This window comes from Dyadobacter frigoris, assembly GCF_005280585.1.
GTDB classification, from domain to species: domain Bacteria; phylum Bacteroidota; class Bacteroidia; order Cytophagales; family Spirosomataceae; genus Dyadobacter; species Dyadobacter frigoris.
Window position 1 is genome coordinate 514,046 of sequence record NZ_SZVO01000002.1, and the last position, 23,729, is coordinate 537,774.

The following is a 23,729-nucleotide window of genomic DNA, read 5'->3' on the forward strand; positions in this document are numbered from 1 at the left end:
ATTCAATTACCACTTAGAACTCTAACCAAACGTCCTGCAATTTCGTCAATTTGGTGGGTTGGGCGGTAGTGCTAATGATGATCCACTCCTTACCTCCACGCCTGAGCTCGAAAGATATTGCGGCGCGATCAACTTCTAAATCGTCTTTGCCCCTACGTGACATGATCGTTTCCACCCTGCCTGCGTTTTCACTATACATCGTAATCATTTTGTCTATTGCAACAGTGTGTGTGTATCCTACTTCTTTTAAGCCTTTCTGCATATCCTGAAGAAAGTCCATAACTTCTTTGGCGGACTTAAGCCACTTGGAATGCTTGGGGCTCGAACTGTGAAGGGGCACACCCCAATATGTTAATATCTCACTCGGATCTTTCAACCCGGCACCGATATCGATAAAGGTCTGAAAATATGTTGAAAACCATTGATCGACATCAACTAAATTGGTTGCAAAACCGCCTTTCTCTTGTTGTGATTGCTCTGAGGCTTCTATTGACATAAAGTTTTCATTTGCGTTAATTATTCGGGCATTAGAAATTCGTCAGATTCCAATTTCGCCTTTTCAATTCATTTGCCTTTATAGATCGAGATTCAATAGATAAATGAATTTCAACTTAATACTGACGGCCGAAGGCATGTTCTAAAAACAAAGTCACAACACCCAAAATGGCCCAGCCTTCGACCGTCACTGTCACCAATAATTCACGCTAATTACCACAGACTATATATTCGGTTATTGGAAGGATTCTTTATGGCTGGAAATAAAGTCGCGCATGTTAATCGGCTTTTGACCGGTGATTTTTTCGACAGTATCATTTGTCCCTGCAAATAAGCCATCCCTGCAATCCTGAGCAACAGCTTCAAGATGCTGAATTTGAAGGTCAGTTCTTTTGCCTTTCAGATATTCACCGAACTCACTGATCTCCATAGGTATATATGTAATCTTGCGCCGAAGAACAGCACTCAGAATTTCTGCAGTATCGTACTGTGTTAGTTCTTCTGGGCCGTAGAGTGGGTAAACCTTTCCGGCATGCCTTTCCGGATTTGACAAAATAGTTGCAATCACATTACCCTGATCCTCTGCAGCAATTGGCGCATATTTTGAGTCCCCGAAAGGTAAAGCAAGACGGTTGTTTTTCTTGACCTCCATCACGTAATTAAGCGTTGTTTCCGCAAAAAAAGTTGGCCTCAAATGGGTGATGGGAATACCCGTGCGATCAAAGATCCGTTCGGCAACCCAATGCCTTTGAGCCGTGTGGCTTTTGGAATCCCGTCGTGCAGAAATTTGAGACATATTCACAATATGGCCAACTTGCTGTTCAATTGCAGCTTGTGCAAAAAAAGCGGTGGATTCAACAATTCCTTCAGTACCTAACGGATAAATATAATAGGCAGCATCGATTCCTTTCAACGCGTTGCTCAGGTCCTCCAGATTGGTGATGTTTCCCTTAATTACCTCAACGCCTCTTCTTTCTAAATCCTTAGAGCGGTCATCAATTTGGTGAACCATTGCCCGGGTGGACACACCCAACTCAAGAAGCCTGTTTATTGCATTACTCCCGGTCGCACCAGTAGCGCCTGTTATTAATACTTTCCTATTCATATGAAATTATATACCGTTTTCTGGCTTCTTCTTAATTGCTTATAATTTTTCTGGACAATTCATTGGATTGAGCCTAATTTAAGCCCCTACCAACAATCTAAATTGCTAGAAGTTTCACTATAATTCTGGATTTAAGAGCACCCTTCCAAATCCTTTTCTTTCTTCAACATACTGATGTGCATCCCTCACCTTGCTTAAGGGAAATGTTTGATCAATTGTAACAATGAGCTTACCGGATACCACGTCTTTGAAAATCTCCGCTAGTAATTCTGCAGTTTCCTTTTTTTCGGTTTCTACAATTCCCGGAAGAAATACACCATGGAGTGTTGCATTTTGTTTCCAAAGAAGGAACGGATCGAATAGATTTGGCTCTCGGCTGCTTAAACCTACAAACGCAATTCGCCCGCGGTAAGCAAGAGCCTCTGCGCTCAGGGCAAGGTTCTTACCTCCGACTGAATCAATGACCAGATCGACACCAACATTTTTGGTGATCGCCATAACTTCATTAACAATGCTCTGCGTTTTGTAATTAATAACATGACCTGCGCCGAACTGCAATAATTTTTTCAACTTTGTTTCGTCTGAACCTGTGGCTATGACGATGGCTCCCGCCTGACTTGCCATCTGAATAGCCGCCAAGCCAAGGGAACCTGTACCTCCGTGAATGAGTACAGTTTCTCGGGCCTTTAAATTACCGCTGCCAAACAAGCATTCATGAGCCGTAACAAACGCGACCGGTATTGCAGAGGCGCTCTCATAAGATAACCCTTCTGGAATTGGATAAGTCCGAAAAGTTTCAACTGCAATGAACTGAGCGTGTGAACCGGAATTGCCCAAAGAAACCACACGCTGACCAACAAATCGATCCTTAACTTCGATTCCAACTTTGATGATCTCGCCTGCACACTGATAACCTACAATATTAGGTACCTGAGGTAGCGGGCGTATTTCACGGTTTATTAGATCTCCTCCCTCTATGCTGATGCTTTTGATCTTAATCAGAACCTCGTTTGCTTTACATATCGGGTCCTGCATGTCTTCATATTTAAAGACCTCAGGTCCACCATTTTCGTAATATACTGCCGCTTTCATAAGTTATTATTTATTTTAAATATTTTCAGGTCAATTGAGTCTATCAACCATACCATTTTTCTTCAAATATACCGATTGGTATTTAATTATAAAAAATTTATTATTCTATTAATTAGACACGTATCACAAAAACTTTGTTTAGTTAAGTTATATTTCAATTAAGTTACATATTTCCGTACTTTAACATAACAATGTATACCATTCGGTATGCTATGCTATACCACATGCCAGTGCTATTTAGTGAAACAGTTTTTATTGTTCAAGGCGAATTGAATGGATCCAAGTTGCCTCGTGAGCTTAACCGGTCACTCCAATATGTAGAAATTGATTGCGATAATTTGCTGGAGGAAGATTTTTGTATTTTCTAAAAAATGGCTGAATTGTTCAGGCGAATTAAAATCAATAGAAAAAATTAATCCACAAAGGCAGCTCTGAAAGACAATCATATTTGCCTAAAAATAAAAATCAATTAAAAAGTATACTGAAAAGTATACTTTTTAATATACCTTTGTGGCGGATTTAAATTTAAAAGTATGTTAAAAAGCAAAACTTCAGCGACCTTTATCGGCCACAAGGAGATAACAGAAGTCGAGGTTTCATATTCCAGACCGCTGGCAAAGGGACGAACAATATTTGATGGACTTGTTCCATTCGGCAAAGTATGGCGTACAGGTGCCAATGGTAATACTATGATAACCTTCTCCAGTGATGTCCTGATACAAGGAACAATTTTAAGACAAGGCACCTATGCCCTTTATACAGTTCCGGGTGCAAGCAGCTGGGACATCATATTTTATAGCAATTACAGCAATTATGGGCTACCAAGGCCCTGGATTCCGAATGATGTCGTTCTAAAAGTGAGTGTAGAAAGGCATTCCCTGGATTATCACACCGAAGCGATGACGATTAACCTTAATTTATTATCCAATTCATCCGGAGAACTGGAGATTCTTTGGGAAAAAACGAGTGTCAAACTTATTTTCAGAATCCCTGTGCAAACACAAAAGGAATCAGAGGTCATCCTTTTAGGAGGCATACCCGAGACAGATTATTACTGCGCCGCAGAATTTTATGCGAGCCAAGGCAATGACCCTGTCCGCGCCTTGTGGAGTATCAGTTCGGTAATTCAGAATAATGAAGATCTGCCTTATTTTTATTATTGGCTAAAATCGCTTCTCGACGCAAAAACGGGTGACTGGAAGTCTGCCGTAGAAACAGCCCGAATCGCCCTTGACGGAGCCTTAAAAGCGCAGAATGAACGATACTCCGAAATGATTCGCAGCAGCTTAGTGGAATGGACAGCATTTCATACCTTGCCTGACTCGTGAACATCGTGGAAAAAATGGCAAAAACCAACATTTCACAATTTTAGGCACATAATTTAGTTCTACTACAGTGTTTTAAGTATTTCGAAGAATGACAAAATCAGAAAGGACAAGAAAACAGATTGTTATCCGGTCCGCATCCTTATTTAACGAAAAGGGGTTTGCCGGTAGTTCCGTAGATGAAATTGTAGAGAAAATTGATGTCACAAGACGCAGCCTGTACAAGCACTTCGAGGGCAAAGAAGAATTGGCACAAGAAGTAGTTGAATATTTATTGGATGAAACACTCGCCAAAACCAGGTCTGCTCTGAAAAGCGGCAGTGCACAAAACCGTTTGTTTGCCTACCTTGACCTTTACCAGAACCCTTACTGTGCGGGCCCGGTTACGGGTGAAGTATATATCAACGGCGGCTGTCCAATATTAAATTTTGGCGTTGAATATGATGACGGAGATCCCCATACTGCAACTAAGGTAGCTAGGGCTGTAAACGAAACTTTAAAAGCGCTTGAGAGCGTAATTTTAGAGGGTAAAAACGAAAAGGAATTTCGGGATGATATTGATGTTTCCCAGTTGGCCCTGAAAATATTTTCAGCTATTAAGGGCGGCATTCTCGTAGCCCGTCTTTTGAAGAACAATAATCTAATGCACCAGATCATATCTGGTCTCAAACAGGAACTTCTGTCTTATCAGGAAAGTTAATTTTTTTTGCCGCAAAAGTATACTTTTTAGTATACTTTTGCGTGACATTTTTTCTATTAATTAAGTTTACAAACAATTAAAATGAAATTATCTATCGTAGATATGGCTGTGATTCAGCCAGGTGACCATCCGGGTCAGACCCTTCAACATAGCGTGAAGCTTGCACAAAAAGCTGAATTTCTTGGATACGAGAGAATTTGGTTTTCTGAACACCATGCCAACCATATCGTTTCGAGAGCGCCAGAGGTGATGATAGCAGCGGTAGCAGCCAAAACTTCAAAGATCCGTGTAGGTTCCGGCTCCGTATTATTGAACCACTACAGCGCTTACAAAGTGGCAGAAACATTTTGTACGCTCAACGAACTCTATCCTGGCCGTATCGACCTCGGCATTGGACGAGCAACCACAGGTCAGGTGATTGACCTCGCTTTGCAACAGGATCGTTCCAGGGGTTTTCTGGCTAACTCTGATGAACAGCTTAATGAATTAATGCATTGGATGGAAAATTCCTTTAGTCTGGAGGTTGCCTTCTCCAATATACCTATCCATACGATTGCTTCAAGACCAGAAATCCATTTGTCTGGTACTAGCTCTTGGAGTTCAACTAATGCTGGACGACTTGGTCTTCGTTACATCCATGCGGCCTTTTTCAATCCCGATGTGACGCGTTTAGTAATTGATAACTACCGCGCTAACTTTGCTCCATCAGATAGTATTATTGGCCTCCGGGAACCGGAAGCCCGCCTTGGAATTCATGTAGTGTGCGCCGATACCGAAGAAGAGGCTCTTATTCAGTTGGCCTCGGTGGAACTTGCTTACCATTACCTGCGCACGAGGCAGTATAATTTCCTTTTGCCTGCGCCTAATGAAGCGGTTAAAATTCTTGGATATTTACCCAGAATTCAACCATACATAAAAGGTACCGGTGTTCCGCCCAGATACATCGCCGGCACTTTTGAACAAGTTGCCGAACGCTTTTACTACCTTTCCAAAGACCTTAATATTAACGAATTTGTAATTCAGGATATGATGACAGACCAGGAGGCACGGCTCCATTCTTATGAATTACTGTCAGCTTTACTTTAGCTTAAAGTAACCTTTTCTATTTAGTTCAGCAGCAAACGGAAAATGTTTTGGCACAAATGGATCGCATCTCCTTCGTCAAAAGTTTGATCTGGATAAAGAGCTCCAACTAATTTTGAACAGTAGATAATGGCTCCGTTGTCTTGTACAATTCCAAATGCCCACTTACAAAATCTGCGTGCGGATGCATTGCAATTATACCGATAATTTCAACGTCATTTATTTTAGCGTAAGCTAATATGGCCCGATGTCCCTTGATGGATCTACTAGTATTAATCCTTATCATCAATGGGGTAATTTTTCTTTCATAAAACCATATAGCCACGTTCCGGCTATAGCGCTCAGCAACGTGACTAGAATAACAAAAAAACCGCTACCTATCTCCGCGAATAATGGACCAGGACAAGCACCAGTGATCGCCCACCCTAATCCAAATATTAACCCGCCATAGACATTACCCCAATGAAAGGTTTTTACGGGGATCACAACCAGCTCATTATATAGTGTCTTTACTTTAAAACGCTTGATAATTTGGACGGAAATAATACCAACGAAGATTGCGCTACCAATTATACCATACATATGAAATGACTGAAAGCGAAACATTTCCTGTATCCGAAACCAGGAGATCGCCTCTGATTTGACCAGAATAATGCCGAATAGTAAACCTACCATTAAGAATTTTATGTTTTTCATAACTTTAATAAATAGGGTAAAATGAACCAGGTCATTATAAAGCCGCCCATCATAAAACAACAGGTGGCCACTAATGAAGGCCATTGCAAAGAAGATATTCCCATGATGGCGTGACCCGAGGTACAGCCCCCGGCGTAACGGGTTCCAAAGCCAACAAGGAAGCCCCCCAAAACGATAAATACAAATCCCCGCAAAGTGAAAAGTTGACTAAAACTGAAAATATCCTGAGGCAACAATCCGCTGAAATCTTTCACTCCTTCTTGCTGTAAGAGTGCTGTTGTGCGCGGATTAATATTAACCAGCCCAGGGGTTGAGATCAGGTAGGTTGCTATAAAGCCGCCGATAATAATTCCTGTAACAAAATAAAGATTCCAGCTTTCCTTTTTCCAATCGTATTTAAAAAAAGAAATATTTGCCGGAATACACGCAGCGCATACCTGGCGAAGCGCCCCGGAGACACCAAAAGTTTTGTTACCGAAAAGCAATAAAGTGGGCACGATAAGTCCGATCAGCGGACCAGCCACATACCATGGCCAAGGTTGTTTGATTACATCCATATTAATTAGTAAAAAGTGTTGATCAGAATAAAAACGTCCATTTAGCGTAAGAAGCAACCAAAAGCCGGCTTTAATTTTGCGTCGGCAATGTATTAGATTAGATAGCTTCCCGCAATTATTCCCTGCATGGCAAATGCAGAAAAAAGTATTACTAAGCAATAATTTAAAGCGGCATGCCGGCTTATATTAGCTGTTACGCCTAACAGCCGGCTAATGCCCATGACCATTAAGAAAGTTCCTACCGCTTTTTTCATTTGTAAACCAGTGAAATACTTTTAGCAACTATTTTTTATAATTCAAATGCATTTCCGGGAGCAGAAATTTTCTTTCCCTTCCGATCATAGAAATGGAAGCGACCAACATCAGCACAACGAAAACAAACATTAATAATAATGATATGGTGAGCTCAAAAGATCCAATGTTTAACAGATGATGCGGCACATCGGGCATTATCCATTTGCGTATAATAAATACCGTTATTAATGAAGAAAGTACACCAAAAATAGAACGGCAATAATAGAACCGCCACTACTAATAAGATCTAACAGATAAACCGATTAATACAACTGCCCAGGTATCCCGCTATTTCCACTTCTTCTTTGATTAGATGACAAATGTACCGGCCTTAAAGTGATGATTTGGTGACTTATGTTACAAAGGGGTGTTTAAAGTTATCTTGTTTCTTGAAAGATTAATTAATTGCTGTTTTTCCATTTGTTTTAACAGTCGGGAAATCACTTCGCGAGTAGTCCCCAATTCTTCTGCCAGCTGCTGATGGGTAATGTTGAATTCTATTGAACCATAAACGCTGGCTTTTCTTTTAAGCAAAGTAACTATACGCTCATCTAATTTTTGGAACGCTACGGCATTTATCACGTCCAGCAATTCTTCGAAACGCTGGTGATAAAGCTTAAAAATGAAGTCGGCCCACTCAGGATAAACTTTAATCCATTCACTGGCTTTAGCAATAGGCAGCATTAACACATCGGAATCTTCCTCAACTACCAGTTTAACCTTACTGGTGTCCTGGTGAATACCCGCCAAAAATGACATGATACAGCTTTCACCAGGTTTTATATAGTAAAGCAAAATTTCCCGGCCGTCTTCATCCTGACGAATAACCCGCATACTACCTGAGAGCACCACGGGAATTGCTCTGATATAACTATTGGAATTCATCAGCACCGTTTCGGCTGGCAGCGTTTTGAGTTGACTATTACTGCGCAGTTCTTTTTCTAATATTGCTCCGAATAGTTTCATTTAATAAAGTTATGATACTTACCAATGAATAAAAGACCATTTACCATTGGCAAATAGTGATGAGAGCATCTATGTCGAGAAGCCAAAGTGATAGATGGTTTTCAGTTTGCCGTTTAAGCAATACTCAGGAAAGTAAGGTCATCTTTTGTAAGGGCCCCTTAAATCCTGATGTCTTCCGTCCTGAACTTTCATCACCCGGTTTGGATGTGCCAAAAGCGGCCGGCCGACTGCCACAAGGTCAAAATTTCCTCTGTCCATCCTTCTGATAAGTTCATCCAGGGAACAGGTGGCTCATACTTATCTTATTGCATACCCGGACTGATTTTGCCCATAACACCAATAGCTTTTGCTCTATTAAGGAATTTAAACCCAAATAACATGAACCGGTTCTTCCAGCCTTGAACTACCCTAGGTTTTTCGCGGGCTTCTAATGCATTGACGAGCTCACTTGCCACTTGCTCAGTGGTTGAAAGTACAAATTCCGGAAATGATCCTGTGGAGCTGCCGGCGTGTTGATGAAAATCAGATTTTGCAGCACCCGGGTTGAAACCCATCACGTAGATGTCCCGCTCTTTATATTCATACCAAAGCGATTCAGAAAAATTGGCTACAAAACTTTTGGTCCCGGCGTAAACGGCGCCGCCTGGAAATGACGAATGTGCTAAAATTGATCCGATGTTTACCAAAGCATCACCCTTTCTCGCGTTTTTCAAGTACGCATATGACAGCATAACCAGTGCTCCCATGTTTAAAAACATTGTTCCTATTTGACCATCCAGTGGCAGATCGGTAAATTTTCCATAAAGACCGGTTCCTGCATTGTTGATCAGAACATCAAAATGTTCCCGTTCGAAAAGCACACCGATCCTTTCAATATCTTCTTTTTTGTTCAGGTCGGCAACGAGATAATGGTGCCCCTTACCGTGCAAACCCGTAATGGCCTCCTTTAATTTTTCTTCGTTTCTGGCCACCAGTGTCAGCTGATAATTTTTAGCCGCCAGTAATTTAGCAGTTTCCAGACCGATACCGCTGCTGGCACCGGTTATCAATATTTTCTTCATGATGGTCTTTTAATTTAACAAGTGATTTTTAAAGTCTTTAGGTGACGATCCCGTTTCTTTTTTAAAGAGTTTGGCGAAATATGAAAGGTTTTCAAAACCCAGCGCAAAGGCAATCTCTGATACATTTTCGTTTCCTGTCCTTAATTTATTTTTAGCCACGGCAATTAGCGCGATGTGAATCAACTCCTGTGTCGTTTTGCCTGTCTCGATTTTGAGCAGATTACTCAGATAACGGGGCGACATATGGAGCTGTGCAGCCATTTCTGCTACCGAGGGTAAGCCATCCTTAGTTAAACGATCTTCATTAATATACTTTTCAAGAGATTTGGTGAAAGCCGTAACGGTTTTTCCAGTCAGATTTTTTCTGTTGATGAACTGTCTCTTGTAGAAACGTTCGGAATACCTGAGCAGGGAATTTACATTGGCCAGAATGATATCTTTGCTATACTCATCCTGATTATTCGCGTATTCTGATGCGATGGATTCGTAAAGCGCCCGCATTACCTTTTCTTCTTTGGGCGATAGGTGCAAGGCCTCATTAGTTTCATAGTCGAAAAATGAATATTGCTGGATTTCCCCTTGCAATGAATTCCCCAAAAGGAAATCTTCATGAAAAAGGAGGATAAAGCCGTCTTCTTCAAATTCCAGGTTTTTGATCTCAATGATCTGCCGCGGCTTCCAGAACACCATAGAGCCTTTATCGTGGTCAAATTTTGTACGGCCATAAAGCCAGTGTCCTGCTTTCACATCCTTTAGGCCGATCATATAAAAATCGCAGGTGAATTCTTTAAAATTTAAAACCAGATCAGGCGTGATCCGTACTAAACTCAGCATGGGGTGCTCCGGCGGAAGAAAACCGTTGTCCCTGTGCATATCACTCAATGATTTGAAATGTTTCACGTTTGCTTGCAAGTTTGATATGGAAGTGCTCTTGATAAATATGTTTTTTAATTGTTCCTATGCAAAAGTAGCTCGCAAGCCTGCCCGGGTGTTAACACAAATCACCAGATTACTAACGCTAATTTCCCGGGCAACGGGAATTGCAACTAACAAACCTGTCACCAGAAGTTCTTACCACCATGGAGAAACCTTTTTCTACGGTTAGCAAGCATCATAGTCTTCGGCGAGGAAAAATAATAAAATCGAAAGTAATCAAAAATATTATATACCAATTGGTATATTTGTTTTTTATTTGTTGTTAATTTCAATTGTAGAAAAATGGCATTTGTAATGACAGATACAAATTTTGACGAATTGGTACTCAATTCTGACAAGCCTGTTTTGATAGACTTTTCGGTATATTGGTCCGTGCCATGTAAGATGGCTGGACGTTTAGTTGAGGAAATCAGCCCGGATTATGATGGCCGGGCGATCGTTGGAAAAGTTGATGTAGATCAGAATCCGGCTATATCTGGTCCATATGAAATCCCCAATACCCCGGCACTTCTTTATTGTAAGAACGGCGCGATTGTCGACAACTAAATTGGATCTGTGCCAAAATCTGTTGTGGCAGGCAAGTTGGTTAAACCGCTGGCCTGAGAATACCAGGACAACCGAAGACATGAGATAATTAAGTATAAGGTTGCCCCCGTAATTATCAATATATCCTTAATTCCTGGCATCTCCGGAATCATCTTACTTTTCTTGTTTTATTGAATTGACATTTATTATGAGTTCTCCATTAAGCACACCGTATCGCACCTTGTTTGACAATGTAAAAAAGGCATCCCGTCACATTGCTAATCTTGACCCTTTGCTGGTCGGCCAGGTACTGGAGGAACTTGCAAAGTCCCTTGTAGCCCAAAGCCCACGAATACTGGCGGCAAATCGGTTGGATCTTGACCTAATGAATAGCAGCGATCCTAAATATGACCGTCTCAGACTAACCAAAGCCCGGATAGAAAGTATGGCATCAGACCTTTTGAAAATAGCCTCACTCCCATCGCCTCTCGCAAGGCAATTTTCAGAATCAGTTCTGGATAACGGGCTGCGACTTTCAAAGATCACAATCCCAATAGGAGTAATCGGATTTATTTATGAGGCAAGGCCAAATGTTACAATCGATGTATTCGCCCTGTGCTTAAAATCCGGAAATGGTTGTATACTGAAAGGCGCCAGTGACGCAGCGCATTCCAATCAGTTGTTATTTTTCCTGATTTTAAAGGCATTAGCTCAATTCAACATTGACACCGGTTTTGTACAACTGCTTCCAACTGAAAGAAGTGCAACCTCTGAATTACTAAATGCGAGCCAATTTGTAGATGTGATTATTCCAAGAGGCGGTAGAGAACTTATCGACTTTGTGAAGGTAAATTCCCGAGTACCTGTTATAGAAACGGGAGCTGGCGTAGTGCACTTATATTTTGATAAAGACGGTGATACGCAAAAGGGATCGGACCTTATTCTGAATTCCAAAACCCGAAAGGTAAGTGCCTGCAATTCACTTGACAGTCTTTTAATTCACAAAAGCCGTTTGACTGATCTGCCTGCGCTGGTCAATAAACTTATCCCTTTCAATGTCCTTCTATATTGCGCTCCGGAAGCAGCAGCAACGTTACGGCTGTTTTACCCCGAACACCTGCTTTTAGATCTGGAAGAAACGAGCAATGCAACAGAATACCTTTCCTACGGTATGACCATCAATTTAGTTGAAGATGTTGAGCAGGCGGTTGAACACATCAATTATTTTACCGCGCGGAACAGCGAAGCGATAGTGACCGAGAATCAAACAACTGCCCGGTATTTTCAAACACAGGTTGATGCGGCAGTTGTCTATGTAAATGCTGCCACTGGCTTTACAGACGGGGCTCAATTCGGATTAGGTGCTGAGGTGGGAATCAGTACACAAAAGCTTCATGCAAGCGGCCCTATGGGCCTTCAGGAGCTTACCAGTTATAAATGGCTGGTCAATGGCGAGGGGCAAATTCGTACATGATCATAAAATATATAATACCAGAAACCTGCGGTATGGAAGTTTTCCGGGCTCAATTCGATCCTTTTTTAATTTCAGGTCGACTTAACGCTAACTGACGACCGCTGTTTTTTTAAGAATGCTCCTACCCTTTTCATGAGCACAGGAGAAATGCTACTGCCAGCACTAGTAAAATTTTATAAAAATGAAATAAACCTATTACGTTCATTACTGTCTTTGAAATCCAGGCTAATTACATATTGGTTTCCCATGGTTATTTCGATTATAGTTTAGGTGTGGTTAGAATAGCGAAAAACACTGGAGCTACCGTGGTCAGTTGCTGGGAGATTTGTGATCACTTCAGCAAATAGGACGTAGTAAAAACTCAGCCTTAAAATCCCAGAAAAAAAATGAATTTAAAATTCGACGCAGTTAAGGCAGTAGCCGCGCAACATTCCAGCAATTTTAGTAAAGGCAGCTACGCAGGTATCGTCGCCTGTGACTAAGCACGGTCAAGAACACTGAAGAAATTGAATATTCTGCCACTTATGATCTATGAATATTTCGATAGCAAAGATGCCTTGCTGATAGAACTTACCGGGCTCTGTTTTCTCAATTTGCTGAAGGAAATGAAAAAGGCAGCGAAAGATCGCAGTGAGAAATTGGTAAAAATGTGGCTGGCCTACTGGAACTTCGATTTCGCGGAAAAGGAGTTTTACCAATTGATGTTGATATTGGAACATCCTTCCAGGCCTATCCTATTAATTGGGGTCAGTCAGAATCGCCGCAATCGTTTCTCCCATTATCTATGACGTCTTGCCCCACTTCGGCCAGTGGTGATTTTGTGGCAGAATGTAAATACTATGCATACTGGTCCGCCGTGCATGGTCCGATTTCACTGATTTTTTTAAACCGCGGAGGCTCAGACGATGCAAATATGCATGTACTACCCGATACGATACATTGTGTAACAACATCCGAAGTGTACTAAAACAAGACCGTTTATAGTCTTTAAAGACATACAAAATACGTAGTAGTCATGCAGAATACAAAAGTTTTTTATCAGGATTGGGGAATGATCGACTATAAAGCCGCCTGGGAAATACAAGAAGATATTTTCGCCTCCGTCATAAAGCTCAAAAGAGATTTGCGGAGTCTCGCGCCTGTCGCACCAGGCGACCTTTCCATAAAAGCTATTCCGGTTGAAACGCCTAATTATTTGATTTTTTGCGAGCATTCTCACGTCTTCACCCTGGGTAGAACTGGCAGCGCGAATCACTTATTGCTGGATAATCAGGGATTAAAGAAAAAAAGAGCCGTTTTTTATCCTATAAACCGTGGCGGTGATATCACTTATCACGGCCCAGGACAACTGGTATGTTATCCAATCCTTGATCTTGATAATTTCTACACGAAACCTCATAACGTGGTCTGCCACAGGGCATGATGGGAACATGAATTTCCTGTGAATTGGACGCCTGACTGATAAAAATTATTTCGGCCTTCATAAAATGCATAGGCATAACAATTGCGATTAGGTCATTGGCTGCTTTGAACGTCATAATTTCACCTGATTTCGATATTAATATTCATTTGATCCTTCGGGAATTGTTTTTAACTTTTGTCATAAATGCATCAAATCCGGCAGAGGGATCTGGTGCATTTATTTTTTTAGGGTCAGACCTGTACCACTGAGAGACAGATCTGACATGTTTGAAAAACGAAGTGATATGTGCGTTCATATTATTGGTTTTTAATGAAGTTAATAATGAAATATTTTAATCAATTACTTGAGACTGTTGGCTTTTTGGGGAATTAACAGGTCGCCCGGTTATTTTGTTTTCGACTTCATGATATAAGGAATCTACTTTACTTTTAAAGTTGGATATTGACCTTTCATATTCGTTTTTCAGGTCTTCCAGATCCTGGAGATAATCTTCACCTTGCTCGCGAATCTTTCTTCTGGTCCTGCTGCCTTTTTCTGGCGCAAACAAAACGCCGATCGCTACACCAGCCGCGACAGCAAGTGCGACGCTTAAAATTACTTTTCCTGTTTTCATCATTTAAAAATATTGAGATTAATCACTTGGTTTTCTGTTGCCAGATTATAGCTTTTTTTATGTATCAAAGATAATTTCTATGGTTAAAGAAAAACCTGACGCTTATCACTGCAGCAACTGATACTTGGACAAAATTAAAACACATTCGCTTATTCTTTGTTCATTAAACCATCTGGCGTATTAAGATTATGTGATTCATCTTTCTCAAAATGTAATAATTTTATAAAATATACTTAACTTAGATTCGAAGAACGGTAACGTTAACGTTGTTTTTAGAAAGCAAAGCGTTACATGTAATTCTTCGGCTAATTTGACTATTTTATAATGGCAACTGACCAAAATAACACCTCCGTATCCGTCAATATGGGCGATCAGGAAACTTTTGAAGCCATATACAGGAGTTATTTCGCTCCCTTGTGTGTGTTTGCAGAAAGTTATGTGGGAAGGTTTGCGTCCGAGGATATTGTTGAAAACCAGTTTCTCAAATTGTGGAACAAGCGCCAGCAATTTCAGGACCATGGACATTTACGTGCCTACTTTTACCGTGCTACCAAAAATGCCTGCCTGGATTTGCTTAAAACATCTAAAAGGGAAGAAGAAAGGCAATTCAATTCCGCTGCTTTGCCTGACGACAGCGAAGATTCTTGCTTGCAGGAAATGATACGGATCGAAGTCATTGCGGAAATATACAGAGCCATTAATGATCTGCCTTCTCAATGCCACAAGGTAATCACGCTGGGTTATATCGACGGTTTCAGTAACGATGAGATTGCGTTACAGCTTGGCCTTTCACAGCAAACGGTCAAAAACCATAAAGGTCGCGGTTTACAGTTACTACGCGAGAAATTATCGGACGATGCGCTGCTGGCTTTAACAATCTTTGGCATTTTTTACTAATGCAGTCTGTTTGTTTTAAAAAATATTAAATATTTTTTCATCTCAGTTGGTACTAATTAAACCTCATGTCGTTTTGCAGTCAGGTACAGCAAAAATATGGCGGGACAAGAAATACTTAGGGCAGACCGGATCATTCATTTGATTTCAAGGCAAATTAATGGAACTCTTTCTGATACGGAAGAGCAGGAATTATTGCAATGGAGGGCAGAATTGCCGGGCAATGAAAAACTTTATACCGATTTACTGGATGCGGATTATCGCAACAGTATGATGGTAAAAATGCAGGCTTACGACGCAGAATCTTCTTTGGAACGCTTGAAAGCACAAATGCATAGTCCGGCTAAAAGTATCCTTCACTGGTCTGCTTATCTCAGAGTTGCCTGTGTTGTTCTGGCAGCAACTTTTCTTGTTTTTTATCTTTATACAAAACTTACTTTCCATAAAAAGAGTGAGATAAGTACTAACAAAATTATCTCTCCCGGAGGCAGTCGTGCAACACTTACACTGGCCGACGGATCGGTAATAAATCTGGATGATGCGGGCAATGGAGAACTTGCAAAACAATCCGGAATTATTGTAAGAAAAACTTCTGACGGACAATTAGTATACCAAACGGTTAGTAATCATTCTGAAAATGAGCCAGTTACTTACAATGAAATTAAGACTCCAAATGGCGGCCAATATCGGGTTATCTTGCCAGACGGTACAGAAGTATGGCTTAACGCGGCTTCGTCACTTCATTATCCTACGCGTTTTACGTCACCAGAACGGCATGTCAGTTTGAATGGAGAAGCCTATTTTGAGGTAAAAAAACAAGACGGTAAATCTTTTTTTGTTGACACTGAAAATCAGCAGGTACAGGTGCTGGGAACCCATTTTAATGTCAATGGCTATGAGGATGAGGAATTTGTAAAAACAACTTTGTTGGAAGGAAGTGTGAAAGTGAAACTGTCAGGCAGTAAAAATGTTGAAGCAATTTTAAAACCAGGTCAGCAGGCACAGTTGAGCCAGAGTACTGATCTGCAAGCAAGTAAAATCAGTATTCAAGAGGTCGATACTGAAAACGTAATCTCCTGGAAGAACGGTTATTTTAAATTTGACAATATCAGTCTACAGGAATTAATGCGACAAATATCCCGCTGGTATGATGTGGAAGTCGTTTATGAAGGTCCGGTCAAAGATTACGAGTTTGTAGGGCAAATCGAAAGGAGTGCTAATCTGACAAAAGTTCTGAAAGTACTGGAACTTGGCGGCGTGCATTTCAGGATTGAAGGAAAAAAAATCATTATTAACGATTAAGCTTTGCCTATGGAGAGATAAAGGAGAAGAGTATTTTTCTACTTATCCATAAAAAAGCCGCTTCGGATGCGACCCAAAGCGGCAACAGATTGGGATAGTAGTTTATTGATCCGCATAACGCGGAAAAACAACATTGCTTTGTAAAACAGTTATTAACCCAAACCACCCAAAAGTATGCAAATATTTTTACATGGGAAAGATACGTATACTCGAAATCGTTTCTTTTTCAGAATAATTTTTGTGATGAAATTAACGTTTTTTCTACTTACGATTGCCTGTCTTCACGTTTCGGCTTCCGGGTATTCCCAGAAGCTGGCATTGTCCATGCAAAATGTGCCGCTTTCAACCGTTTTCCGTAGCATAGAACAGCAGAGCGGATATAAGTTTTTTTATGATAATAAGATCATCAGAAAAACGCGCAAAGTGACAGTAGATTTGAAGAACACCACGGTCAGTGAGATCATGGATCAGGTTGTGAAAGACCAGTCACTTGTTTACTCAATTGTTGACAACATCATCGTCGTTAAAAGGCAGGTGAAAGATACAACCGTAATTCCAATAAGAGAAGAACCGGCGGACCCGGAGCCATCCCTGCTTTTCAGGATTTCGGGAACCGTTGCTGACGATAAAGGAGAGGCATTGCCGGGCGTAACCGTTTTGTTAAAAGGCAGCCAGGCAGGAACTACCACCGACGAATCGGGCAAATTCAACCTTGAATTTGCCGATGAAAATGCGGTATTGGTTTTCTCTTTTGTAGGTTATGTTTCCCAGGAAATTCGGGTTGGCAAGCAAACAAAATTAAACATCGTTCTTCATGTGGATATCAAAGCTTTGCAGGAGGTAGTTGTAGTAGGTTATGGCAGTCAAACGCGCGCTACACTTACAGGATCCATTGCGTCAGTAGATTTTAAAAAGGTGGAAGATGTGCCTAATACCAACATTACGCAGGCATTGAGCGGAAGCGTTGCCGGGCTTAGTGTTACGCCCGGACAGCGCCCTGGTGATTCAGGAAGCATGTATTTGCGTGGTATAGCCTCCATTTCTACTTTGCAGCAGCCTTTAATTGTACTTGACGGAATTATTTTCTCTGGAAATCTTTCTGATATTTCTCCCAGCGATATCGGAAGCCTGGAAGTGTTAAAAGATGCAAGCGCACTGGCTATTTATGGGTCTCGGGCAGCAAGCGGCGTAATCCTGATCACTACAAAAAGAGGAGCATCAGATAAACCAAAATTTAGTTTCTCGTCTTATTATGGCGTCTCTGACTACATCAATGAGGTCAAATTGCTAACACCGGAAAGGTATCTTGAAAAATTGCTTGACTACAAACGTCTGAATGACGAAAGTTACAAAACCGGTGGTGTTTGGACTCCTTCAAAATATTCGATGAGTAATATTTCCAGTTATCTGTCGTCCTATGAAGCGGAGCAATACCTTGCCGGAAAATCAATTAATAATCAGGATATTATCAAGCAGGATGCGCCTTCTCAAAATATTGAATTAAGCGTTGCCCAGAAAACCGATAAACTGAATTATTACATGTCAGGTGCTTTAACAAAGCAAAAGGGCGTTGTGGTTAATGACAATTTTAAAAGGATTAATTTAAGGGCAAACCTGGAAGCTAATCTGAATAAATGGCTTACTGTGGGTTTAAACAGCGCTTTTAGCAGAAGAAATAATTCAGGCACACCAGCCAATACCTTTTATGCGCAATGGATGAGCCCATGGGGCAAAATATATAATGAAGATGGCTCACTTGCTACTTTTCCTGCATATCCTTACACGACTATTTCTAATCCGCTGGTTTATGCCTTAAATCCTAACTCGAGTATTTCAACGTCTTTCAACGGAGTTGTATATGCCAAAGTTGAAATACCATTCATTAAGGGCTTAACTTATAATATTCGCTACGGCTCAACATTAAGCTACGCAAAAGTTGAAAATTTTACTTATCCGCTGGGAATTCTGGATCCGTTTTTTCCGGCAAACTCCAAGCCAAGTTCAGCTAATGCAACCGGCAGCCGGTTAAGAAGTGATCTCAATACGCAGCTTGTAGAAAACCAGCTTGATTACAAAGTTCAGCTTGGGGCAAACGGGGAGCATTCGCTCGCGCTTACTGCGGTGGTTACCAAACAAAACGACAACCGTACCAACAATACTTCAACGGCTTCCAATTTCTTTAACATGGCATTGGGTTTCAACCAGCTAAGCTTAGGTGCAACGCAGACCAACACGGACATTACAAACAAATTTGTAAATCAGGGTGCCATGTTCCGGATGAATTACGGTTATCTGGCCAAGTATCTGGTAACTGCTACCATCAGAAGAGATGGTTATTCAGCCTTTGGAGCAAATGAAAAATATGGAAATTTTCCCTCGGCTGCTTTGGCCTGGGTAGCATCAGAAGAGAAATTTCTAAAAAACGTTCCTTGGCTTGACTTCCTTAAAGCAAGAGCATCTTATGGAAAAATTGGAAATCAGGGTGTGAGTCCGTATGCTACTTTGTCTCAGATCCTGACATCAAACTATGTGTTTGGCGATGGCGGCGTGCCAACGGTTACGATTTATCCTTCAACAATGCCCAATTCGGATCTGCATTGGGAATCAACCAAGCAGCTGGATCTGGGAATTGATATGACACTTCTGAAAAATAAAGTGTCATTAACGCTGGATTATTATGACCGGAAAACCTCAGATCTGCTTTATCAGCAATTGCTGGCACCTTCCAATGGTTTTACTGTGATCAATTCTAACCTTGCCTCAATGAGTAACCGGGGCGTGGAAGTTACACTTGCTTACAATGTGATCAGGTCGGCCGATTTTGGATGGACAGTGAATGGCAATTTTTCTTATAATAAAAATAAAATCCTGAGTCTGCGTGATAAAACGGATATACCAACGAGCAATTTGTTTATTGGCAAAAATATTACTTCGGTTTATAATTACGAATTTAACGGAGTGTGGCAGATTGGCGATGAAATTCCTACTGGTTTCAAGGCTGGGGACATGCGCGTTGTCGATCAGGACGGAAATGGTGTCATTGATGCGAGCGATCGCAAAATTCTTGGACAGACAGAACCGAAATGGCGGGCGGGTTTGCGTAATGAGTTCCGTTACAAGGACTTTACTTTATCCGCTTTTGTTAACACCGCACAAGGATCAATTTCCGAAAATCAGCTGATCAATCCAATTTATATGGAAATCGGCACCAATCCGGCGGTCAATATGATTGACATTGATGGTGGCTGGTGGACGCCTGACAACCGTAACGCCAAACGTCCTTCATTGACATATTCAAGTGGACTAAGTGGATTGAGATTTTATGAAAAAACCAATTACATCAGGATTCAGGACATTACTTTAAGCTATCAGCTCCCAAAATCTCTTCTTCAAAAAATCTCGGTCGACCGTCTGAATTTATATGTCAGTTCGAAAAATCCTTTCATGTTTACCCCATGGTCAGGATGGGATCCTGAGGCGATGACAACTACCTTAAATGCTTACACCCAATCTCAGGTTCGTGGAGGTTATCCGATCATCAGAACTTTTGTTGCAGGTCTAAATCTTACTTTTTAATCAGGAATCATGAAAATCAGATATATACTGCTATCATTCCTTTTGATAGCAACCCTTTTATTCTCATCATGCAGTGAAAGTGCTCTTGATGAAGTGCCTGTGGATAAACTTAGTCCTGAAAATGCATTTAGTTCCGCCAGTGCATTCGATGCTGCCATAGCGGCATTGCACAAGGTGGCACGTGACGAAATATCGGGTAACGACAATCCTTATTACTACATGAAAATTGTGGGTACTGATGAGGGACGCCTCGGAAGCTACCTGGCCGACCAGTCTGTTTACGACTACACTCAGATGAATTCGCAGCACGCGATCCCGTCGTTTTTCTGGAATACGTACTACACAGGTTTCTTGCCAAAAGCAAATCTGATCATTCAAAAAGCGGAGGAGAACGCCGGTATGTTCTCCTCCGAAGCTAAAAAAAACGCTGCTATTGCTGAGGCAAAGTTTTTCAGGGCATATGCGCATTACAGCCTGGTGAACCTGTTTGGAGATGTTCCGCTTGTTACAGAATTCTATTCGGCTCCTAAATATGATTTTGTCAGGACGCCCAAAATCGAGGTTTTGCAAAGTGTAAAGTTGGATTTGGAGTTTGCAGCACAATGGCTTCCCGCCAGAGGTGCCGAAGCAGCGCCGGGAAGAATCACCAAGGGAGCGGCAAACCATCTTTTAACCGCAGTTTATCTTCAGTTGGGCGATAACGAGTCAGCCATTGCCAGTGCAACCAAAGTTATTAGTGGTGGATATTCGCTTATGACACAGCGGTTTGGTAACTATGCCAATGAGGCATCGGATGTGTTCCGGGATCTTTTCCGGTTCAAAAACGTCAATCTGGCTGCGAACTTAGAAACAATATGGGCGCTTCAATATGAATACATTACCACCGGCGGAGGAAGTGATTATGGAGCAAGAGGCAACCACATGCTTAGGTGCTGGGGCGCTAATTATTTCAGCATTGCAGATCCTCAGCCTACAGAAGGTGTAACCAATCCCAATCCGATGGTTGTGATTGATACGGTTGGCAGAGGTGTTGGCTGGTGTGCTACCACAAGCTTCATGCGTTACACGATCTGGAAAGATAAAAATGATATCCGAAATTCCAAATATAACATTCTAAGGGTTTACACAGGAAACAATCCGGCTTCAAAATGGTTTGGGAAAACCATTTCTTACAGTCCCAATGATAAAGTGCCCATTGATACTATTTCGTATCTGGTACCTCAGTGGCGAAAAATGGAAGGCGTTTACGAAGCGGGATTAACCACCGGAAGAACTTACACCGATTTTTATAAAATGCGTCTGGCGGAAACCTATTTGCTGAGAGCAGAAGCGTACATGAAAAAAGGGGATTTGCAATTGGCGGCTGATGATATCAATAAATTGAGAAGCCGTTCAAAGGCTGAACCAGTGACAGCGGCAGCAGTGACGATGGATTATATACTTGACGAGCGCGCAAGGGAATTATTCCTGGAAGAGGAAAGAAGAATTACGTTAAACCGGGTGGGGAAACTTTTTGACAGAACGGTTAAATACAATCCTCAAACCGGACCAACCATGAAGGATTTTAATGTTCTTTTACCTATTCCTCTTGATGCAATCCAGTTAAATTCTGCGGTAAAAATGGCGCAAAATCCGGGTTATAACTGATTTGTTTAAACGTTTTACAGATTCTTTTTTCGGGACCGGCTATGTCGGTTCCGAAAACTGTACACTTCAAGAAGCAAAGATTTTGCACGAAGTGTACGGCTATTAGGCAGGTTATGATTAATTAATATTAAAATGCTTCCAAGAAAACTTCTAACAATCGTAGTCTTACTTTCTTTTGCTTTTACAAGCCATGATAATTGCGCTCAGGTTGTGTATCACTTTAAAGCAATTCAGGCTAACAAATCCATAACCATTGCAAGCCTATCCGACTGGCCTGTTGAGAAAACGATCCTAAACAAAAATATTGACAGTTTTCAATTTCAAATTATTTTACAACCCAAAGGCGATTATCTGTATTATGAAGTGAAAGCCAGCTCTACATCAACAGACAGTTTGTTTCTTGCCCTGGAATTCGAATATAAAAAAGGAACGGCAATGAATTTTAACGGACCTGTTCTAAATCAGGAAATATACCGTCAAAGTGTTCATGACCCGACTAACTATTTTTTCAGATCTTTGCCCAGGCAGAGCATCCCGATGATCGCTGTAAATTCCGGAGATTCAACCTTCGCTGCTATAAGTGATGCGCCTGCCTTCTACAACAATTTTACTACGCAATATTTTAATCCTGATCAGCGCAAGATGTATATCGGCGGCGGAGATAACGGGCAAACGCCTGGTAATAAGGTAGACAAATCCGTCATTGTCAAATCATTTTATCCAATTGTAGCGCAAGGAAAACAAATTGAATTTAACGGACTGATCATGCGCAGCAAAACCGGGAGCTTGTCCGCAATGCGCCAGGATATATTCAAAGCAATCTCGGAAAGGTGGGGAAGTATCAGTACCAAATTTGGTGCTACCGCTTTTGCATCCAACTATATGCTTTACCGAACAAACGAGATTGCAAACAGCAAATATTGGGTTGTTGCCGGCATTGATTATTGCAATAAGCAATACACCCGGGATTCTTTCTGGCAGACAATGGTTCTTTCACCTGAAATGGAGCAGCAAAGTTATCTGCACGAAGCGCAGAGTATGCCCACCGGTGCGGAGAGGCAGCTAATCGTTTTGATTTGGGCATACCGACTAAAGAAAAAAGGCGGTACACCGGATTTAAACGCAGCCCGTAAAAATCTTGAATATATTGAAAAACGGGTGTCTGGTGCACGCTACAAGGCCATTTCAAGCGATGACCCTGAAAACAGAAAGAATTTCAAGAGCTGGTTTGACCTGTGTATGTTTGAAGATGATGACGTGATATCTTACAATCAGGGACTGTTGGCTGTTGCGCTGCACGCTGCCAGTGAACTAGGTCTTAGGCCTTCGGTCAAATGGCAGGATGCTGCTGCAGCCTACCGTAATATTTTTTATAAGGAAGGCGGCTATTTCCCGATCAGCGAACAGAAAAAAGATATTGTTGCCGTAGATGCTACAATCGGGGATTTGCTGCATATGCTTCTTTTTAATTCTCCGCTTTTGGAAAAAGAACAAGTCGCCAGCCATTTCATGAAAGTGTCTTCAGTAGCCAAAACAGATCACGGATTTAAGATTGTATGCATGCCGGATGGCAGTTATGTGCCCTCTGAAAAGTTTGACATACCTGGTTTCGTTTCCCCGCATGCCAAAATACCTGTCGGGGATTACGCCAATGGCGGTTCGTATTATTTGTACGACATGTTGTTTTTAATCAATGCTTACGTACGGCATATACCCGGAGCTGCTGAATTGTTGATTTGGAGAGGTACTATTGATTTCAAAAGAGAAGGGGCTTATTATGAGCATCTTAATACAGTAAGCGGCAAGCCGGGTAAAATTAATCAGGGTTGGAACGGAGCTATCTATGCCATTATGCATGCTTTTGAAAAAAATGGAGTAGCCAGCGACATCTTGACGAAAGAAATAGAGCAAATTCCCTGACAGCTATTGTCAAAAAGGAAATTTTACACCAAAAAATTTAATGTT

22 protein-coding genes are annotated in these 23,729 nt (G+C 41.4%); 12 read left to right on the forward strand and 10 right to left on the reverse strand.

Annotated elements, in window-relative coordinates:
- Window positions 1-13: 13 nt before the first annotated feature.
- From FDK13_RS05830 to FDK13_RS05840, 3 genes are all read right to left on the reverse strand, one after another.
- The gene (locus FDK13_RS05830) at window positions 14-496 is read right to left on the reverse strand and encodes a DUF6841 family protein (protein WP_137339045.1); all 483 of its coding nucleotides are present in this window, start codon (window positions 494-496) and stop codon (window positions 14-16) included.
- Between the two features lie 234 nt (window positions 497-730).
- The gene (locus FDK13_RS05835; protein WP_137339046.1) at window positions 731-1,600 is read right to left on the reverse strand and encodes an NmrA family NAD(P)-binding protein; all 870 of its coding nucleotides are present in this window, start codon (window positions 1,598-1,600) and stop codon (window positions 731-733) included.
- Between the two features lie 117 nt (window positions 1,601-1,717).
- A complete protein-coding gene (locus FDK13_RS05840; protein WP_137339047.1) occupies window positions 1,718-2,692 on the reverse strand; it encodes a quinone oxidoreductase family protein in 975 nt (324 codons plus the stop codon).
- Between the two features lie 533 nt (window positions 2,693-3,225).
- Between FDK13_RS05840 and FDK13_RS05845 the strand changes: the two genes are divergently transcribed.
- From FDK13_RS05845 to FDK13_RS05855, 3 genes are all read left to right on the forward strand, one after another.
- Complete coding sequence (locus FDK13_RS05845) at window positions 3,226-4,020, forward strand: DUF2911 domain-containing protein (RefSeq protein ID WP_137339048.1); 795 nt, start codon at window positions 3,226-3,228, stop codon at window positions 4,018-4,020.
- A gap of 88 nt (window positions 4,021-4,108) precedes the next feature.
- Window positions 4,109-4,717, forward strand: a complete 609-nt coding sequence (locus FDK13_RS05850; RefSeq protein ID WP_137339049.1) for a TetR/AcrR family transcriptional regulator — start codon at window positions 4,109-4,111, stop codon at window positions 4,715-4,717.
- 81 nt (window positions 4,718-4,798) lie between these two features.
- Window positions 4,799-5,803 carry an MsnO8 family LLM class oxidoreductase gene (locus FDK13_RS05855; RefSeq protein WP_137339050.1) on the forward strand — a complete coding sequence of 335 codons (1,005 nt, stop codon included), beginning with the start codon at window positions 4,799-4,801 and terminating at the stop codon, window positions 5,801-5,803.
- A 282-nt stretch (window positions 5,804-6,085) separates the two neighbouring features.
- Here the strand turns inward: FDK13_RS05855 and FDK13_RS05860 are convergent, their stop codons facing one another.
- The 5 genes from FDK13_RS05860 to FDK13_RS05880 all read right to left on the reverse strand — a co-directional run bounded on the left by FDK13_RS05860 (window position 6,086) and on the right by FDK13_RS05880 (window position 10,274).
- The gene (locus FDK13_RS05860; protein ID WP_229215918.1) at window positions 6,086-6,496 is read right to left on the reverse strand and encodes a DUF6691 family protein; all 411 of its coding nucleotides are present in this window, start codon (window positions 6,494-6,496) and stop codon (window positions 6,086-6,088) included.
- On the reverse strand, window positions 6,493-7,053 hold the full coding sequence (locus FDK13_RS05865; protein WP_137339052.1) for a YeeE/YedE family protein: 561 nt from the start codon (window positions 7,051-7,053) through the stop codon (window positions 6,493-6,495). Before FDK13_RS05865 ends, FDK13_RS05860 begins: the two co-directional genes overlap by 4 nt.
- 651 nt (window positions 7,054-7,704) lie before the next feature.
- On the reverse strand, window positions 7,705-8,313 hold the full coding sequence (locus tag FDK13_RS05870; protein WP_137339053.1) for a Crp/Fnr family transcriptional regulator: 609 nt from the start codon (window positions 8,311-8,313) through the stop codon (window positions 7,705-7,707).
- A gap of 302 nt (window positions 8,314-8,615) precedes the next feature.
- Window positions 8,616-9,374, reverse strand: a complete 759-nt coding sequence (locus FDK13_RS05875; RefSeq protein ID WP_137339054.1) for an SDR family NAD(P)-dependent oxidoreductase — start codon at window positions 9,372-9,374, stop codon at window positions 8,616-8,618.
- A gap of 9 nt (window positions 9,375-9,383) precedes the next feature.
- A complete protein-coding gene (locus FDK13_RS05880; RefSeq protein WP_137339055.1) occupies window positions 9,384-10,274 on the reverse strand; it encodes a helix-turn-helix domain-containing protein in 891 nt (296 codons plus the stop codon).
- Between the two features lie 330 nt (window positions 10,275-10,604).
- On the opposite strand from FDK13_RS05880, the gene FDK13_RS05885 reads away from it, so the two are divergent.
- The 4 genes from FDK13_RS05885 to FDK13_RS05900 all read left to right on the forward strand — a co-directional run bounded on the left by FDK13_RS05885 (window position 10,605) and on the right by FDK13_RS05900 (window position 13,732).
- Window positions 10,605-10,856 carry a thioredoxin family protein gene (locus tag FDK13_RS05885; RefSeq protein ID WP_310589947.1) on the forward strand — a complete coding sequence of 84 codons (252 nt, stop codon included), beginning with the start codon at window positions 10,605-10,607 and terminating at the stop codon, window positions 10,854-10,856.
- 187 nt (window positions 10,857-11,043) lie between these two features.
- The gene (locus FDK13_RS05890; protein ID WP_137339057.1) at window positions 11,044-12,309 is read left to right on the forward strand and encodes a glutamate-5-semialdehyde dehydrogenase; all 1,266 of its coding nucleotides are present in this window, start codon (window positions 11,044-11,046) and stop codon (window positions 12,307-12,309) included.
- A gap of 649 nt (window positions 12,310-12,958) precedes the next feature.
- Window positions 12,959-13,276, forward strand: coding sequence for a hypothetical protein (locus FDK13_RS05895; RefSeq protein WP_137339058.1), 318 nt, complete (start codon window positions 12,959-12,961; stop codon window positions 13,274-13,276).
- A gap of 48 nt (window positions 13,277-13,324) precedes the next feature.
- Window positions 13,325-13,732, forward strand: coding sequence for a lipoyl protein ligase domain-containing protein (locus FDK13_RS05900; protein ID WP_137339059.1), 408 nt, complete (start codon window positions 13,325-13,327; stop codon window positions 13,730-13,732).
- 142 nt (window positions 13,733-13,874) lie between these two features.
- On the opposite strand, the gene FDK13_RS35315 is transcribed toward FDK13_RS05900, so the two are convergent.
- Both FDK13_RS35315 and FDK13_RS05905 read right to left on the reverse strand, forming a co-directional pair.
- Window positions 13,875-14,027 carry a hypothetical protein gene (locus FDK13_RS35315; RefSeq protein WP_170982719.1) on the reverse strand — a complete coding sequence of 51 codons (153 nt, stop codon included), beginning with the start codon at window positions 14,025-14,027 and terminating at the stop codon, window positions 13,875-13,877.
- Window positions 14,028-14,063: 36 nt separating this feature from the next.
- Window positions 14,064-14,348: a YtxH domain-containing protein gene (locus tag FDK13_RS05905; protein ID WP_137339060.1), complete on the reverse strand. Its 285-nt coding sequence runs from the start codon at window positions 14,346-14,348 to the stop codon at window positions 14,064-14,066.
- A 321-nt stretch (window positions 14,349-14,669) separates the two neighbouring features.
- Between FDK13_RS05905 and FDK13_RS05910 the strand changes: the two genes are divergently transcribed.
- The 5 genes from FDK13_RS05910 to FDK13_RS05930 all read left to right on the forward strand — a co-directional run bounded on the left by FDK13_RS05910 (window position 14,670) and on the right by FDK13_RS05930 (window position 23,684).
- A complete protein-coding gene (locus FDK13_RS05910; RefSeq protein ID WP_137339061.1) occupies window positions 14,670-15,242 on the forward strand; it encodes an RNA polymerase sigma factor in 573 nt (190 codons plus the stop codon).
- 96 nt (window positions 15,243-15,338) lie between these two features.
- Complete coding sequence (locus FDK13_RS05915) at window positions 15,339-16,541, forward strand: FecR family protein (RefSeq protein ID WP_137339062.1); 1,203 nt, start codon at window positions 15,339-15,341, stop codon at window positions 16,539-16,541.
- A 243-nt stretch (window positions 16,542-16,784) separates the two neighbouring features.
- On the forward strand, window positions 16,785-20,117 hold the full coding sequence (locus FDK13_RS05920) for a TonB-dependent receptor (RefSeq protein ID WP_170982720.1): 3,333 nt from the start codon (window positions 16,785-16,787) through the stop codon (window positions 20,115-20,117).
- Between the two features lie 9 nt (window positions 20,118-20,126).
- On the forward strand, window positions 20,127-21,764 hold the full coding sequence (locus tag FDK13_RS05925; protein WP_137339064.1) for a RagB/SusD family nutrient uptake outer membrane protein: 1,638 nt from the start codon (window positions 20,127-20,129) through the stop codon (window positions 21,762-21,764).
- Window positions 21,765-21,896: 132 nt separating this feature from the next.
- Window positions 21,897-23,684, forward strand: a complete 1,788-nt coding sequence (locus tag FDK13_RS05930) for a hypothetical protein (protein WP_137339065.1) — start codon at window positions 21,897-21,899, stop codon at window positions 23,682-23,684.
- Window positions 23,685-23,729 lie beyond the last annotated feature (45 nt).

What these genes read in the sequence shown, in the direction of transcription:
- FDK13_RS05830 (WP_137339045.1), bottom strand. Translation starts at nt 496, where the DNA reads ATGTCAATAGAAGCCTCAGAGCAATCACAACAAGAGAAAGGCGGTTTT.
- FDK13_RS05835 (WP_137339046.1), bottom strand. Translation starts at nt 1,600, where the DNA reads ATGAATAGGAAAGTATTAATAACAGGCGCTACTGGTGCGACCGGGAGT.
- FDK13_RS05840 (WP_137339047.1), bottom strand. Translation starts at nt 2,692, where the DNA reads ATGAAAGCGGCAGTATATTACGAAAATGGTGGACCTGAGGTCTTTAAA.
- FDK13_RS05845 (WP_137339048.1), top strand. Translation starts at nt 3,226, where the DNA reads ATGTTAAAAAGCAAAACTTCAGCGACCTTTATCGGCCACAAGGAGATA.
- FDK13_RS05850 (WP_137339049.1), top strand. Translation starts at nt 4,109, where the DNA reads ATGACAAAATCAGAAAGGACAAGAAAACAGATTGTTATCCGGTCCGCA.
- FDK13_RS05855 (WP_137339050.1), top strand. Translation starts at nt 4,799, where the DNA reads ATGAAATTATCTATCGTAGATATGGCTGTGATTCAGCCAGGTGACCAT.
- FDK13_RS05860 (WP_229215918.1), bottom strand. Translation starts at nt 6,496, where the DNA reads ATGAAAAACATAAAATTCTTAATGGTAGGTTTACTATTCGGCATTATT.
- FDK13_RS05865 (WP_137339052.1), bottom strand. Translation starts at nt 7,053, where the DNA reads ATGGATGTAATCAAACAACCTTGGCCATGGTATGTGGCTGGTCCGCTG.
- FDK13_RS05870 (WP_137339053.1), bottom strand. Translation starts at nt 8,313, where the DNA reads ATGAAACTATTCGGAGCAATATTAGAAAAAGAACTGCGCAGTAATAGT.
- FDK13_RS05875 (WP_137339054.1), bottom strand. Translation starts at nt 9,374, where the DNA reads ATGAAGAAAATATTGATAACCGGTGCCAGCAGCGGTATCGGTCTGGAA.
- FDK13_RS05885 (WP_310589947.1), top strand. Translation starts at nt 10,605, where the DNA reads ATGACAGATACAAATTTTGACGAATTGGTACTCAATTCTGACAAGCCT.
- FDK13_RS05890 (WP_137339057.1), top strand. Translation starts at nt 11,044, where the DNA reads ATGAGTTCTCCATTAAGCACACCGTATCGCACCTTGTTTGACAATGTA.
- FDK13_RS05900 (WP_137339059.1), top strand. Translation starts at nt 13,325, where the DNA reads ATGCAGAATACAAAAGTTTTTTATCAGGATTGGGGAATGATCGACTAT.
- FDK13_RS35315 (WP_170982719.1), bottom strand. Translation starts at nt 14,027, where the DNA reads ATGAACGCACATATCACTTCGTTTTTCAAACATGTCAGATCTGTCTCT.
- FDK13_RS05905 (WP_137339060.1), bottom strand. Translation starts at nt 14,348, where the DNA reads ATGATGAAAACAGGAAAAGTAATTTTAAGCGTCGCACTTGCTGTCGCG.
- FDK13_RS05910 (WP_137339061.1), top strand. Translation starts at nt 14,670, where the DNA reads ATGGCAACTGACCAAAATAACACCTCCGTATCCGTCAATATGGGCGAT.
- FDK13_RS05915 (WP_137339062.1), top strand. Translation starts at nt 15,339, where the DNA reads ATGGCGGGACAAGAAATACTTAGGGCAGACCGGATCATTCATTTGATT.
- FDK13_RS05920 (WP_170982720.1), top strand. Translation starts at nt 16,785, where the DNA reads ATGAAATTAACGTTTTTTCTACTTACGATTGCCTGTCTTCACGTTTCG.
- FDK13_RS05925 (WP_137339064.1), top strand. Translation starts at nt 20,127, where the DNA reads ATGAAAATCAGATATATACTGCTATCATTCCTTTTGATAGCAACCCTT.
- FDK13_RS05930 (WP_137339065.1), top strand. Translation starts at nt 21,897, where the DNA reads ATGCTTCCAAGAAAACTTCTAACAATCGTAGTCTTACTTTCTTTTGCT.